This window comes from Mesorhizobium sp. M2A.F.Ca.ET.043.05.1.1 (assembly GCF_003952445.1).
Taxonomy (GTDB): domain Bacteria; phylum Pseudomonadota; class Alphaproteobacteria; order Rhizobiales; family Rhizobiaceae; genus Mesorhizobium.
This window is the reverse complement of record NZ_CP034446.1, coordinates 410,703-425,324: the sequence shown is the minus strand read 5'-3', so window position 1 is coordinate 425,324 and position 14,622 is coordinate 410,703. Positions and strand designations below refer to the sequence as shown.

Below are 14,622 nucleotides of genomic sequence, written 5' to 3'. Positions count from 1 at the left end.
AAGGCCCTCCTAGCCTGATACCAGAATCGCAAGCACAACCGGCCGGGTCCTCCCGTCCCGGTTTTTCGTGCAAGCCGCTCGCCGAACGGATTTTTCGAATATGCCAAGACGCACCGACATCAAGTCGATCCTGATCATCGGGGCCGGCCCCATCGTCATCGGCCAGGCTTGCGAGTTCGACTATTCCGGCACCCAGGCCTGCAAGGCGCTGAAGGAAGAGGGTTTTCGCGTCATCCTGGTCAACTCCAATCCGGCCACCATCATGACCGATCCGGAGCTGGCCGACGCCACCTATATCGAGCCGATCACGCCCGAAGTGGTGGCCAAGATCATCGCCAAGGAGCGGCCGGACGCGCTGCTGCCCACCATGGGCGGCCAGACGGCACTGAACACCGCCTTGTCGCTGCGGCGCATGGGCGTGCTGGAGCGCTATCAAGTAGAGATGATCGGCGCCGATGCGCATGCCATCGACAAGGCCGAGGACCGCGCGCTGTTCCGCCAGGCGATGAGCAAGATCGGGCTGGAGACGCCGCGCTCGATGCTGGCCAACGCCACCGACGTCAAGAACGCCGACCGCAAGACGCATGAGGCGGAGCGCGCCGCGCTGAAGGCCGAGAACCCGGAAAACCTCGATGCCGCGCTCGACGCGCTGGAAACCCGCTGGAACCTCGGCGAAGGCGACCGCAAGCAGCGCTATATCAGCCATGCCATGGCGATCGCCGCCCAGGCGCTCGACCATGTCGGCCTTCCCGCCATCATCCGCCCCTCCTTCACCATGGGCGGCACCGGCGGCGGCATCGCCTACAACCGCGCCGAATTCTACGACATCGTCCAGTCCGGCCTCGACGCCTCGCCCACCACCGAGGTGCTGATCGAGGAAAGCGTGCTCGGCTGGAAGGAGTATGAGATGGAAGTCGTCCGCGACAAGGCGGACAATTGCATCATCGTCTGCTCGATCGAGAACCTTGATCCGATGGGCGTGCACACCGGCGACTCGATCACCGTTGCCCCTGCCCTGACGCTCACCGACAAAGAGTATCAGATGATGCGCAACGCCTCGATCGCGGTGCTGCGCGAAATCGGCGTCGAGACTGGCGGCTCCAACGTGCAGTTCGCCGTCAACCCGGCCGACGGCCGCCTCGTCGTCATCGAGATGAACCCGCGCGTCTCGCGTTCCTCGGCGCTGGCCTCGAAGGCCACGGGCTTCCCGATAGCCAAGGTCGCGGCCAAGCTTGCCGTGGGCTATACGCTGGACGAGCTGGAAAACGACATCACCGGGGGCGCGACGCCGGCCTCCTTCGAGCCGACCATCGATTACGTGGTGACGAAGATCCCGCGCTTCGCCTTCGAGAAATTCCCCGGCGCCGAGCCGGTGCTGACCACGGCCATGAAGTCCGTTGGCGAAGTGATGGCCATCGGCCGCACCTTCCAGGAATCGCTGCAGAAGGCCTTGCGCGGGTTGGAAACCGGCCTGACCGGTCTCGACGAGATCGAGATCCCCGGCCTCGGCCATGGCAGCGCGGCCGCCAGCCATACCGACGACCGCAACGCGATCCGTGCAGCACTCGGCACGCCAACGCCGGACCGGCTGCGCATGGTGGCGCAGGCGATCCGCATGGGCACGTCGCTGGAAGACGTGCACGCCATGTGCAAGATCGACCCGTGGTTCCTCGAGCAGATCGCCGGCATCATCGCGATGGAGGAACGCATCCGCGAGCACGGCCTGCCGCAGGATGCGGTCAACCTGCGCATGCTGAAGGCGATGGGCTTTTCCGACGCCCGCCTCGCCTCGCTGACGAAGACCGACGCCGAAGTCGTCCAGAAGGCCCGCGAAAAGCTGGACATTCATCCGGTCTACAAACGCATCGACACCTGCGCCGCCGAGTTCGCCTCGCCGACCGCCTACATGTACTCGACTTATGAAGTGCCCTTCGTCGGCGAACCAGCCAACGAGGCGCGCGTGTCGGCGCGGAAAAAGGTCGTCATCCTCGGCGGCGGCCCGAACCGCATCGGCCAGGGCATCGAGTTCGACTATTGCTGCTGCCATGCCGCCTTCGCGCTGCGCGACGCTGGCTATGAAGCGATCATGGTCAACTGCAACCCGGAGACGGTCTCGACCGACTACGACACTTCCGACCGCCTCTATTTCGATCCGTTGACGGCGGAGGACGTGCTGGAGATCCTGCGCGCCGAGCAGGCCTCGGGCGAGCTGGTCGGCGTCATCGTCCAGTTCGGCGGCCAGACGCCGCTGAAGCTGGCCGATGCGCTGGAGAAGGCCGGCATCCCGATCCTCGGCACCTCGCCCGACATGATCGACCTGGCGGAGGACCGCGACCGCTTCCAGAAGCTCTTGCACAAGCTGAACCTCACCCAGCCGAAGAACGGCATCGCCTATTCGGTCGAGCAGGCGCGCCTCGTCGCCGGCGAGCTCGGCTTCCCGCTGGTAGTGCGCCCGTCCTATGTGCTCGGCGGCCGCGCCATGCAGATCATCCATGACGAAAGCATGCTGCAGACCTACCTGCTCGACACCGTGCCCGGCCTTGTGCCGGAGGACATCAAGCAGAAATACCCCAACGACAAGACCGGCCAGATCAACACGCTGCTCGGCAAGAACCCGCTGCTGTTCGACACTTATCTGAAGGGCGCCATCGAGGTCGACGTCGACTGCCTGTGCGACGGGAAGGAGACCTTCGTCTCCGGCATTCTGGAGCATATCGAGGAGGCCGGCATCCATTCGGGCGACAGCGCCTGCTCGCTGCCGACGCATTCGCTGCACCCGGACCTGGTCGACGAGCTGGAGCGGCAGACGGCCGCGCTCGCCCGCGCGCTCAATGTCGGCGGGTTGATGAACGTGCAATACGCCATCCAGGACGGCACGGTCTATGTGCTGGAAGTGAACCCGCGCGCCTCGCGCACCGTGCCCTTCGTCGCCAAGACCATCGGGCGTCCCATTGCAAAGATTGCAGCCCGCATCATGGCCGGCGAGACGCTGGAAAACGCCTTCGCCCATTACGGCGCCATGCCCGACCCGCGCAATCCCGGCCACATCGCGGTCAAGGAAGCCGTCTTCCCCTTCGCCCGCTTCCCCGGCGTCGACATCCTGCTCGGCCCGGAAATGCGCTCGACCGGCGAGGTCATGGGCCTCGACCGCGACTTCGCGCTGGCCTTCGCCAAGAGCCAGCTCGGCGCCAATGTCGACCTGCCCCGCTCCGGCACGCTGTTCGTCTCGGTCCGCGACGAGGACAAGAAGGGCATCCTGCCGGCGGTCAAGCGTTTGGCGGAACAGGGCTTCAAGGTGCTCGCCACCTCCGGCACCGCCCGCTTCCTAGCCGAGAACGGCGTTGTTGCGGAAAAGATCAACAAGGTGCTGGAAGGCCGCCCCCACATCGAGGACGCCATCCGCAACCGCCAGGTCCAGATCGTCTTCAACACGACTGACGGCCAGAAGGCCGTGTCGGATTCGAAGTCGCTGCGCCGCGCGACGCTGATGCAGAAGGTGCCATATTACACGACGCTGTCTGGGGCCGCGGCGGTGGCGGAGGCGATTGCGGCGTTGAGGGCTGGGAACCTAGAGGTGCGGCCGCTGCAGGAGTATTTTGGGTAACTAAGATCGTAACGCCCGCGCAAGAGATGTCTCAGGCCTAACGTGCCAATTTTTCCGGGCGTTCAACTATAGACTCAAGAATTGCAAATGTCTTCTCGAATCCATAAAACGCTTTATCTGGAAATCTCGGTACGATTGCCTTCGCGAAAAAACTTTTGGAACTTTCGTCTATTTGCTGAAACGCCGTTTCGTCGCCAATTTTTACCCGAATTGTCTCATCGCCTAATTTCCTGGTCGCCATAATTGGTTTCAATTCGAGTCTCCTTCCATCCACGGCCGCCGACAAAAATTCATCGGGGAACAGGAATTCTATTGGAAGGTTCTGATTTCGGGCGCAGTCGGTGCGAAAATCAGGAGACGGCAAAAGCAGAGCGAACGATCTTCCATTCTTGGAAATCTTTAGATCCGAAAATAGATCGGCCTGCGTGAAAGTTGCGTCGAGACGCCATTCTTTATAGCCAGCCTCATCGCGATCAAATAGGCCAATCACGACGTTCGGGCTGTCGTAAGGTACGGCTCTCAATGAGAGAGCCAGTCTTGATGCTCCGGCGGAACCACCATCTGCTCCATCGGTGATGTCACAGCATTTGATTTTAAAAGGCGCCTTCGAACCGCGTATTCGCTTCCACGCTTCTGAGAGAATGATTTCATCAGTCTTCCCTTCAGTTAATACGACCGGTTGGGTGAACGACATTATCTGCTGCTGAAACTCTTCAGCTTTAGCTCTGAAGCTAGCCGCTTCGGATTCCCTCAGGGAATACTCTTCGAGCGCCTTCGCAACAGCAGGCAGATAGAAACCTTCTCCAACAGCACTTGCTACGTCTAGCCGCTCCAGGTTTTTACCCTGCACAATCGTGACTTTTTGATCAGAGTCGCGTGTCACGTAAAACTTCTGAAGACCGTCACCATTCAAATTATAAAATGACGGGCTGTGAGTCGTGACAAATATCTGAACGTCTCCTCCAAGTGCCAACCGAAGGAACCTCGATGCCTCGGCTTCAGCCGAAACAAAATCCCGCGAATTTTCCGGCTCCTCAAATCCCCAAATGTGAAATTGATAAGAATCTTTGTCGCATATAAAGTTAAGTATCTCTGGAATATGCCTAACCTTTATCCCATCCCCTCTTTGTAAGGTAAGAGATTTCGCTGCACCCCCTTCCACACCGATAGTCTCGAAGTCCAGCGTCTCAAACAGTTCGGCCATACGTGACGGAGCTGATATCTTAGACTGGTGAGCAATCTCCTTCGGCATTGCCGAGAATAACTCGCTGGTTGAGGTCTGCACCTTCGCCGCAAAGTCCTCGACAGCTTGAAGGAAATCGACAGACTCTGACAAAATGTCATATATATTTCCAAGCAATGTTCTAAATGTTGAAATATCCTTGATTGCTGGTATATGTATGAACCTTATGAGATTTAGAAATCTAGTCACTATGTGCCTTTGGCTAGCCTTTATGTGCGACGAGACTTCCTCAACATACTCGTCCTCGCGCGAAACAGTCCATTGACGCTTAACATAGAATTCATCGCCTAGCGATTTTTTGTAATTGCTTGGTGTTGTAAAGGTAATCTTTACATATATAAACTTTCGTTTTCCTTCTGACGATTGCGATTCATCTCGCCTCTGGTCGCTAAAATCGATATCAAAATTGAATTCCGTCACGTCGTCTGTCTGGTTATTAAAAAATAAGTTCAAGGCTCTAATAATATTTGATTTACCAACGTCGTTTTTGCCAAATATAACGTTGAGATCCCTGCACGAGTATAGCGTCTCTTTGTAAAAACTACGAAAGTACGCTATCTCTATTTCCTTTATAAACTTCATTATACTTCCACGCTCTTGCTTGTCACCGAATTCGCGGAAGCTCGCTTGAGAATCTTGTTTGACCTAATCCGGCCACAGATTTTTTGGCAATCTTAGCCAAGACTCGCCCTTCCGTCCCCAACGGGATTTGAGGACGAGTTTACTTTAAAGACAAGAGGAAATTAGGCCGACTGGAAAAATGTGCTGACCCGGTGACGCAATCGTCTAACTCGAGCAACCCTTGTTATCGTGCCCCAGCGACGCGGAGGATCGCCCCTCACGCCACCGCGACGCACTCGATCTCAATATCGAACTCCATCGGCCAAGACGCCACCGGCACGAAGCTCCGCGCAGGCGGGTTGGTCGCAAAATACTTCGCATAGACCCGATTGATGGCGTTGTAGAAGCCGGAATTGACGGCGTAGATGCGCACCATCACCACCTTGTCGAGCGACGTGCCGGCAGCTTCCAGGCAGTGTTTCAGCGCCTTCAGCGACGCCTCGGTCTGGGTCTCGATGTCGCCACGCACCATCTCGCCGGTCACCATGTCCACCGGCGGCGTCGCCGAGATGAACACGAAGCCATTGGCCCGCACCGCCGTCGAGCACGGCAGGCCGAGCGCGCGCACCTTCGCCGACATAACCGGCACTTCGATGACTTCCTTGTCCATGGTGGTCCTCCTGATTTGCGGAGGAGCTTATCGCGGCGGCGAGGGAAGGCCAGCCTTGCCTTCCCCCCTTGTGGGGGAAGGTGGATCGGCGCGCAGCGCCGAGACGGATGAGGGGTGTTCCAGGGAATGCCAGCGTCTCAGGCTGCTGAAACACAAGCGCCTCACTCCGCTGGAACACCCCTTGTATCTGCACGGACAGAGATTTGTGCAAGGAAAGCGACTGAGCCTCGAACCGGACGGCCATCCGATACGAGGCTTGGCGAAGTCGCCCGACACCCCTCCGGTCACAACCGTGGATGAGCCTGGGATCTTCGCCTTCGTCACGCACGACCGAATAGTCGCTTGGCTCCAATCGCACGCACAAGGCAGGTTACCGTGAACAAGATCATATGTGGAGTGGATGTTTCGAAAGGATGGCTCGATGCCCATGTCGAGCCGAGCGGGGCGGTGGGCCGCTTCGGCAATGATGCGGCAGGCATCGCCGATCTGGCCGCCTGGTGTCAGAGCCACGACGTCGAGCTTGTCGTGATGGAGGCTAGCGGCGGCTATGAACGACTGGCCTTCCTGCTGCTGTGGGAGTTGGGCGTATGCTGTGGCTTGGCCAATGCCCGCAGTGTGCGCTACTTCGCCGAGGCGATGGGCTTCCTGGAAAAGACCGACAAGATCGATGCCGCCATGATCGCCCGCTATGGCGCGGTCAAGCAGCTCAAGGCGATGCCGCCACCAAATGCGGCCCAACTGCGGCTCAAGGCGTTGGTTGCCCGGCTTTCCCAGGTGACTGGCGATCTCACCGTTCAAAAGCAGCGCAAGAGTGCTGCCCTCGACGCCGAGACCGTCGCCAGCCTTGATGAGGTGATCGCGCTGCTCACACGCCAGAGCCGCAGGCTCGAGGGTGAGATCGCTTCGCTCATCGACGATGATCCGTTGTGGGCATGCCTCGACCGGGCCTTTCGCTCGCTCAAGGGCGTGGCCTCTCGCACCGTGCCACGGCTGATGGCGCAACTGCCTGAGATCGGCATCGTCTCCAACAGGGCCATCGCTAAGCTGGCTGGCCTGGCTCCGATCGCCAATGACAGCGGTAAGCGCAGCGGCCGAAGAGCGGTGCGCGGTGGCCGCGCCGGGCCGCGAGGCGTCCTCTTCCTCGTTGCCAGCATCGTTGCCAAATATGATCCCCATCTCGCCGCCTTCAAGCAACGGTTGCAGGCGGCTGGAAAGGAAAAGATGGTCATTCGCATTGCGCTCGCCAGGAAGCTGCTCGTCATCCTCAATGCAAAAGCACGCGACGCGCGCAAACAGTTCGCAAATGCAACTTGACACCTCAGATAGTCGCTCATCCGTCGCCTTCGGCGACACCTTCTCCCACAGGGGGAGAAGGGGAAGGCGCCCCTCACTGATGCGCGACCGCCAGGTCCTTCACGTGCTTCTCGTGCATCTTCAGAACCGGCAGCGTCTTCTTGGCGAATTCCTTCATCGCCGGGTCGTCGCCTGAATTGGCGTAGGTGGAAAACAGCGCGACCGCATCCTTATGCGCGTCGGTCTGCATCTTGATGTATTTGGCGTCGAAATCCTTGCCGCTGGCAGCCTTCAATTCGTCGAGCATCTGCTGCTCCTTCGGCTGCAACGCCGGGCCGGCGGGCTTGATCGACGCGGTGGTCTGGCCCTGGCTGAGCGCGGCCTTGAAATCCTCGCCGGCCTTGGTGTGATCCTTGATCATATCGGCGGCAAAAGCCTTGACGTCGGCCGACGCCGACTTCTCTTGCGCCAGCTTGCTCGACTCGATCTCGAAGGCGTTGGCATTCGGCACGGTCGTGACGAAGGTCTGGGTGTCGACCTTGTTGTCGGTCACCATAGGTCCCACGGCGTCCGCGTTGGTATCGCCTGATTGGGCGAACGCGGCGGGCGCGCCGGCAACAAGCGCGACGGCGACCAGGGGCAGCAGCGTTTTCATCTCAAAACTCCGATCCGAACAGCCCCTCCGCCTTCCCCAACGCGGCACCGGCCGCCGGGTTGCTTGAAAGGCTGCCTCGAAGAGACACGCCGGAACCAGCCCCGCTTTGCCGCATTGCTTCGCGTCAGCTAAAACCACTGGGGAACGGGGAGCAAAAAATGACCGACAGCGACGAGATCGACCTGCGCTGCCCGCAGGTCGTTGCCGACAACGCCGCCAAGGGCTTGCGGTTGCGCCAGCAGTTCGGCCGCGGCGGCACCGAGATCGGCGTCGCGCGCGCCACCGAGCTCAAGAGCCGCAGGAACCTGTCGCCCTCGACCATCCGGCGCATGGTCAGCTATTTCGCTCGCCACGAGGTCGACAAGAAGGGCCGGAATTACGGCAACGAAGACAATCCATCCGCCGGCTACATCGCCTGGCTGCTGTGGGGCGGCGATGAAGGCCGCGCCTGGGCGCTGGAGATGAAGAAGAAGGTCGGCAACGCGCCCGACATCTAACCTTTTACCCCGCCGGCGGTAAGACCGGAAACGATGCGGCGCTGGAAGATCAGCACCAGCCCCACCAGCGGCACGGTGACGATCACCGAGGCGGCCATGATGTTGCCCCAGGGGATCTCGAACTGCGAGTTGCCCGACAGAAGCGCGATTGCCACGGGGACGGTGCGCTGCGTGTTGGTGGAGGTGAAGGTCAGCGCGAACAGGAACTCGTTCCAGGCGCTGATGAAGGCGAGCAGCCCGGTGGTGGCGAGCGCCGGCCACATCAGCGGCAGGAAGATGCGCGTCAGGATGGTCCACGGCCCCGCCCCGTCGAGGATCGCCGCCTCCTCGATCTCGACCGGCAGGTCGCGCACGAAGGTGGTGAGCACCCAGACGGTGAACGGCAAAGTGAAGATCATGTAGGACAGGATGAGCGCCAGGAGCGAATTGTAGAGATGCAGCGCCCGGATAATCTCGAACAGCCCGGCCAGTGCCGCGACCTGCGGAAACATCGACACCGACAGGATGGCGAGCATCAGCGCCGAGCGTCCGCGGAAGCGGATCCGCGCCAGCGCATAGGCCGCGGTGACGCCGAAGAGCAGCGAGATCGCCACAACCGCGCCGGAGACGATCAGCGAATTGACGAGATTGCGCAGGAAGGGCCCTTCGGTCAGCACGTTGCGGTAATTGGCCAGGCTGAACGATCGCGGCCAGAGGCTCGCCTGGAACAGCTCGGTCCCCGATTTGAAGCTGGTGACGATGGCGTAGTAGAACGGAAACACCGCGACGAAGACGATCGCCGCGAGCAGCAGATAGAAGGCGGCGCGCTTCAGCATTTTCATCTCAGCGCCCTCCCTCGAAACTCAGCCGTCCAAGCCGGATATAGGCGATGGTGAGCAGGCCGATGATCAGGAAAAGCAGCGTCGAGGCGGCCGAGCCATAGGCAAACTTGTCGAACTCGAACAGGTTCTCGCGCGCGAAGATCGACATCGACTTGGTCTGGACGTTGTTGGGCGTCAGCACATAGATCAGGTCGAAGATGCGCAGCGCGTCGAGCGCGCGGAAGATCACCGCCACCATCACCGCCGGCCGGATCAGCGGCAGCGTCACGCGCCAGAAGATCTGCCAGGGATTGGCCCCGTCGAGCTTCGCCACTTCGAGAATCTCGCGCGGCAGCATCTGCAGGGCGGCCAGGATCAGCAGCGCCATGAACGGCGTCGACTTCCAGATATCGACGATCAGCACCGCGACCATCGCGGTGTCGGCGCTGGCTGTCCAGGCGATCTTGCTATCGATCAGGCCGAGATTGAGCAGCACGACATTGATGATGCCGAACTGGTCGTTGAGCATCCACTGCCACATCTTGGCCGACACGATGGTCGGGATCGCCCAAGGGACGAGGATCGCCGCCCGCACGATGCCACGCCCCTTGAATTCGGCGTTGAGCGCCAGTGCGACGATCATGCCGAGCACCGTCTCGCAGGCCACCGAAACCACGGCGAAGCGCACCGTGTTCCACACCGCGCGCCACCAAACCGGATCGACCAGCAGCCCGTCATAGAGCACCCGCCCGCTCGGCAGGGTGAGCACCGAGAGATAATTATCCAAGCCCACCCATTGCCGCGCGTCGAGATCGGCCAGCGAGGCATCGGTGAAGCTGTAATAGACCGTGCGCAGGAACGGCCAGCCGGCGACGACGCCAAGCACGAAGAGCATCGGCGCGAGGAACAGCCAGGCCGTGCGCACGCGCCGGCGCGCCAGCGGCGATGGCCGTGCCGCGCTCACCAGCCCTTGCCTTTCAGCCTGGTCAGCCGCGCTTCGAGATCGGCGAGATTGTCGGCGGCGGTTCCATTCCCGGAGATCGTGTTGTGGACTGCGGTCCAGAACTGGCTCGATGCCTCGTTGTATTTGATCCTGGCGGTCGCCGACGGACGCGGCTCAGCGTTGAGGAAGATCTCTTTCCAGCGCGGCACGATCGGCTGCTGCCTGGCGATGTCGGGGTCGTCATAGAGCGCCGCGATGGTCGGCAGGTTAGCCGTCTTCAGCGTCCGGTATTTCTGCATCTCGGGCGACGCGATGAACTTGACCAGATCGATCGCGGCGTCTGGATGTTTCGAATATCTGGAGACGGCAAGGTTCCAGCCGCCGAGTGTCGCGACCGGATGCCCGCCATCGCCGGCCGGCAGCGGCGCCACGTCGAACCTGCCCTTGATCGGCGAATTCTCGCTGTTGCCGAGCGCATAGGCATAGGGCCAGTTGCGCATGAAAACCGCGTTGCCGGTCTGCCAGACGCCGCGCGCTTCCTCCTCCTGATAGGCGAGCGCGCCCGGCGGCGCGATCGTGCCGATCCAGCCCTTGACCCTGTCGAGCGCCGCGGCCGCCTTTGGATTGTTGATGGAGATTTCGCCGTCCGGCTCGATGATCCCGCCGCCGCCATTCGACATCACCCATTCGAGCGCGTTGCAGGCCAGCCCCTCATAGGCATTGCCCTGGAAGACATAGCCCCAGAGGTCCTTGTTGCCGGCCGCCCGCTCCCTGTCCATGACGAGCTTCGCGGTGTCCTGCAATTCCTGCCAGGTGGTCGGTACCTTCAAGCCATATTTGTCGAGCAGATCCTTGCGGTAATAGAGCGCCGGCGCGTCGGTGAAGATCGGCAGCGCGACCAGCCTGCCATTGACCGTCTGCGACTGGATGATCGACGGGAAATGCGCGCCCGCCACGTCCCTCGTCGCTTCCGTCAGGTCGACCAGTTGGCTGGCCAGCTGCGGCGCCCAGATGACGTCGGTCTGGTAGACGTCGATATCGCTGCTGCCGGCGGCAAGCCACAACCTGTATTGGCCGAACTGGTCGGTGGTCGACGGCGGGATGACGACGATGCCGACCTTGTTGCCGCTCTTTTTCTCATAGAGGTCGAGGATCTCGCGCAGCACCTTGATGCCGTTGCCGGTGTCGCCCGACACGATCGACAGTTCCACGGCTGACGCCTGGACAGCGTCCAGCAGGATGACGATGGCCAGCGCAAGGAACGCGGGAACAAGTTTCACGGGATTGCGGGCCTCCCTCAGCGGCTGGCGGCGCCATCTCGGCGTCGCGGCTCATCAAGGCCCCTGCGATGAATGCACGATGCCGCTTAGGGTTCCATGCGCTGATGCGCGCCGGTTCGGGCTGGCGGGTCAATGAAGCCATCAGGGCTGGCTCGACCGCGTCGGCGTCCTGCCTCCTTCACCCGCTTCACGAAAGCGGACGGGCTCCGAAACCCCCGCCCCGGAGCCCGTCTGGGAGTGGCTGACGCATGCCGGCACAGCCCCCTCCGACGCCTTGCCAGCGTCGATCCGCCGATCGGCCGCCCGGCACGACGACGCATTAGCATGACCTAACGTCAGCCTATGTGAAGGAGTTCACAATGCCGGGACGCTATTAACCTTCCCAATCGACCGGGATCATGCCGAGCCGCTCGTAAAGCCTGAAGGCTGCGGTGTTCTTCACCGTGTTCGTCTTGAGATCGACATGCATCGCCCCGCGCTCGCGAAAAATCAGGAACACGTGCCGCATCAGCGCCTCGCCGATACCCTGCCTTCTGGACTCCGGATGGACGGCGAGGTCCTTGACGAAACCGGATGTCCAGCACAGCGCCGCGCCCGCAAGCAGGCCCTTGCCGTCGATGACCAGGAAACAGAGAGCGGGATCGAACTCGGCGTCGCCGGCAATGCGTAACCACCAATCGTCGAACGGCCCGTCGGCGCCGTCGTCGAACACCTCTTCCAGCAGCGCGTGCAAGGCCTGCGCGTCACGATGTTCGAAAGCGCGCATGACGAAGCCTTCCGGCCAATGCGGCGCGGTGAGCGTGTCGTCGAGCAGCTTGCGCAGGCGGATGTCGTTGGGCGCCGGTGGACGAGGCGTCGTGTTCTCATGCATGGCGCTGTCTCGAAACGCCGCGCGGACCTGTCCGCTCAGGCGTCGGGTGGCAGGCGATGCCGCTTGCGGTCGACACCAAGTCCCGTCGCCTCGAGCAGGCCCTTGCGCTTGGCGTCGTAATAATAGCCGGTCTGGTAGAGCGTGTCGGCGCGCTTGGCGTTGCCGCCCGAGACCAGCCAGGCGCCACGCAGATATTTCACGGCATATTTGAGATTGGTCTCGGCGTCGAACAGGCCGGTCGCCGGGCCGTCATAGCCCATGCCGCGCGCCGTCGCGTGCTTGATCTGCATCAGCCCCCAATGGCCGTGATTATAGGCTTTCGGGTTGAAGGTGCTCTCGCGGTTGACGACATGGCGCACCAGTTCGACCGGCACTTCATAGAGCGCCGAATATTTCTCGATCAGCCGCTCGATCTCGCCGCGCGGGCCGCTGGCGTGCTGCTCGGGTTGGCCGGGCGCCGCCAGCAGAGCGGGGTTGTCCGGCGCCACGTAAGCAACCTGCTGGACGCCGGGCATCGGGGCGACTTTCGCCGACTGGCCGGTGACCGGCATGGCGACGCCCGCGGTCGTATAGACCGCCGCCTGCTTGAGGGATCCCGCCTGTTTGATCGAGCCGGGACCGGTCGGCGAGCCGCCGGCCGTCAGCACTGGCGGCGGCGGAAACTTGCCGGCCATCGGCGTCGCCCCCGCGAAAGCCGCGGGCTGAGCCAGCGCCGCGCCGGGCTGGACAGGCGGCGGCAAGAGCGCGCCCTGCGTCGCAAGCGCGCTTTGCGTCGCGAGCGAATCAGGCGTCGCCGGCGCGCCGGGCATGGCAGCCATGGCAACGGCATCGCCGGTAAGCGCCGCGGTCTGCACCTGCGCGAGGCCGGAAGGCTCCGGGAGCACGGCCACCGTTTCGGGCAGCGCGACCGTCGGCGTGTCGTCGGCCACGACAGGCGTCGAGGCTTCCGCAAGCGCGGGCGCGGCCTTCATTTGCGAGGTCGAGGTGCAACCGCTCAGACCAGCAGCGGCAACAAGCACGCCGATCGCGGTGAATATGATTTTAGCTGGCAAGCCGTGAGGGTCCGGTTTGTCTGTTGTTAAGGAGTCCTTACACCAGCGATTCACACCCGGCAATCGGGGCCACCAGGCGGTTTTCGGGTGGCGGGAACAGGGCGGCAATGCCATATTGTTCTGGATATGTACTCGTTTTTCGCTGTTTTGCCGAAGGAAAACGCCATGAAACCCACATCTGAGATCACGGCCGGCCACGCAGTGTTAGAAACAGTGATCGGCTTCATGGGCATTGCCTGGAACGAGAAGGGCCTGATCCGGCTCTGCTTGCCCGAACGCAGCCGCGACGCGATCGAGCGCCGGCTGTTCCGCCACCCCGGTGTTTCGACATCGACCGACCAGCCGCAATGGGTGGTCGAGTTGATCGCCTCGATCCAGGCCTATGCGGCCGGCGAGGACGTCGATTTCTCCGGCGTGCCGGTCGATCTCGACGGCATCGACGATTTTCGCCTCGCCATCTACGGTGCCGCGCGCAAGCTCGGCTTCGGCGAGACCACCACCTATGGCGAACTGGCCAGGCGCGCCGGCCATGCCGGGCTCGCCCGCGAGACGGGTGCTGCGCTCGGCGCCAACCCGGTGCCGCTTGTCATCCCCTGCCACCGCATCCTGGCGGCCGGCGGCAAGATCGGCGGCTTCTCCGCGCCGGGCGGCTCGGCCACCAAGGAAAGGATGCTGGCCATGGAAGGCGTTCGTGTCGGCCCGCCGCCCGCCGCGCAGGCCTCGTTCGGGTTCTGAGGGGCGCTACCCGGCTCTTCACCCGCTGTCAGTCGTTGTGCAGGAACCGGCGCCGGAAACGCCGATCGAAGTCCGGCCGCTTGCAGACATAGACCATGCAGGACCTGGTGTCGGCGCTGGGCACATAGGCGCGCGACCTTACCTCGCCCGCGTTGCAGAAGCGCTCGTCGCGCACATAGCGATCATAGAGCGGCAGCCCCGGCACTCGCGTCGACTGATAGCGCAGAATGACGGCGCCCTGTCTGGCGATCGTCGCCTGCACCCGGTCGCAGCTCATGCGTGTCGGATCGTAGCGCGACACCGCCTGCGCCTCGGCGGCCAGCAGCAGGAAGCAGGCGGCAAGCAGAATGGTTTTCATGGTTCTCCTCCCTGGAACGGCGAGCATTTCATCTCTCCACAACGTGTGACTGGTGTCAAA

General features: G+C 62.1%; 13 protein-coding genes. 4 read left to right on the top strand and 9 right to left on the bottom strand.

From position 1 onward, the window contains the following. Positions 1-100: 100 nt before the first annotated feature. Complete coding sequence (carB, locus tag EJ069_RS02015; RefSeq protein ID WP_126059837.1) at positions 101-3,604, top strand: carbamoyl-phosphate synthase large subunit; 3,504 nt, start codon at positions 101-103, stop codon at positions 3,602-3,604. Between the two features lie 37 nt (positions 3,605-3,641). Here the strand turns inward: carB and EJ069_RS02010 are convergent, their stop codons facing one another. Continuing rightward, entirely contained in the window at positions 3,642-5,429 is a 1,788-nt protein-coding gene (locus EJ069_RS02010) for an AAA family ATPase (protein WP_126059836.1), read from the bottom strand. Between the two features lie 256 nt (positions 5,430-5,685). After that, positions 5,686-6,078, bottom strand: a complete 393-nt coding sequence (locus EJ069_RS02005) for a RidA family protein (RefSeq protein WP_042647012.1) — start codon at positions 6,076-6,078, stop codon at positions 5,686-5,688. 375 nt (positions 6,079-6,453) lie between these two features. On the opposite strand from EJ069_RS02005, the gene EJ069_RS02000 reads away from it, so the two are divergent. Then, positions 6,454-7,392, top strand: a complete 939-nt coding sequence (locus EJ069_RS02000; RefSeq protein ID WP_126059835.1) for an IS110 family transposase — start codon at positions 6,454-6,456, stop codon at positions 7,390-7,392. A 73-nt stretch (positions 7,393-7,465) separates the two neighbouring features. Here EJ069_RS02000 and EJ069_RS01995 read toward each other — a convergent pair whose 3' ends face one another. Next, the gene (locus EJ069_RS01995; protein WP_126059834.1) at positions 7,466-8,026 is read right to left on the bottom strand and encodes a DUF4142 domain-containing protein; all 561 of its coding nucleotides are present in this window, start codon (positions 8,024-8,026) and stop codon (positions 7,466-7,468) included. A 158-nt stretch (positions 8,027-8,184) separates the two neighbouring features. Between EJ069_RS01995 and EJ069_RS01990 the strand changes: the two genes are divergently transcribed. Next, positions 8,185-8,523: a hypothetical protein gene (locus EJ069_RS01990; RefSeq protein ID WP_126059833.1), complete on the top strand. Its 339-nt coding sequence runs from the start codon at positions 8,185-8,187 to the stop codon at positions 8,521-8,523. Here the strand turns inward: EJ069_RS01990 and EJ069_RS01985 are convergent. The 5 genes from EJ069_RS01985 to EJ069_RS01965 all read right to left on the bottom strand — a co-directional run bounded on the left by EJ069_RS01985 (position 8,520) and on the right by EJ069_RS01965 (position 13,388). Further along, on the bottom strand, positions 8,520-9,344 hold the full coding sequence (locus tag EJ069_RS01985) for a carbohydrate ABC transporter permease (protein ID WP_126059832.1): 825 nt from the start codon (positions 9,342-9,344) through the stop codon (positions 8,520-8,522). The genes EJ069_RS01990 and EJ069_RS01985 overlap by 4 nt on opposite strands. A 1-nt stretch (position 9,345) precedes the next feature. Continuing rightward, on the bottom strand, positions 9,346-10,218 hold the full coding sequence (locus tag EJ069_RS01980; RefSeq protein ID WP_126064608.1) for a sugar ABC transporter permease: 873 nt from the start codon (positions 10,216-10,218) through the stop codon (positions 9,346-9,348). 65 nt (positions 10,219-10,283) lie between these two features. Beyond that, positions 10,284-11,546 (bottom strand): ABC transporter substrate-binding protein, encoded by a 1,263-nt coding sequence (locus EJ069_RS01975; RefSeq protein ID WP_126059831.1) that lies wholly within the window; start codon positions 11,544-11,546, stop codon positions 10,284-10,286. A gap of 373 nt (positions 11,547-11,919) precedes the next feature. Further along, a complete protein-coding gene (locus tag EJ069_RS01970) occupies positions 11,920-12,417 on the bottom strand; it encodes an N-acetyltransferase (protein WP_126059830.1) in 498 nt (165 codons plus the stop codon). 35 nt (positions 12,418-12,452) lie between these two features. Further along, complete coding sequence (locus tag EJ069_RS01965) at positions 12,453-13,388, bottom strand: lytic transglycosylase domain-containing protein (RefSeq protein ID WP_245456417.1); 936 nt, start codon at positions 13,386-13,388, stop codon at positions 12,453-12,455. 246 nt (positions 13,389-13,634) lie between these two features. Between EJ069_RS01965 and EJ069_RS01960 the strand changes: the two genes are divergently transcribed. Then, positions 13,635-14,204 carry a methylated-DNA--[protein]-cysteine S-methyltransferase gene (locus tag EJ069_RS01960; protein WP_126059828.1) on the top strand — a complete coding sequence of 190 codons (570 nt, stop codon included), beginning with the start codon at positions 13,635-13,637 and terminating at the stop codon, positions 14,202-14,204. A 28-nt stretch (positions 14,205-14,232) separates the two neighbouring features. Here the strand turns inward: EJ069_RS01960 and EJ069_RS01955 are convergent, their stop codons facing one another. Next, entirely contained in the window at positions 14,233-14,562 is a 330-nt protein-coding gene (locus EJ069_RS01955) for a hypothetical protein (RefSeq protein WP_126059827.1), read from the bottom strand. Between the last annotated feature and the right edge of the window lie 60 nt (positions 14,563-14,622).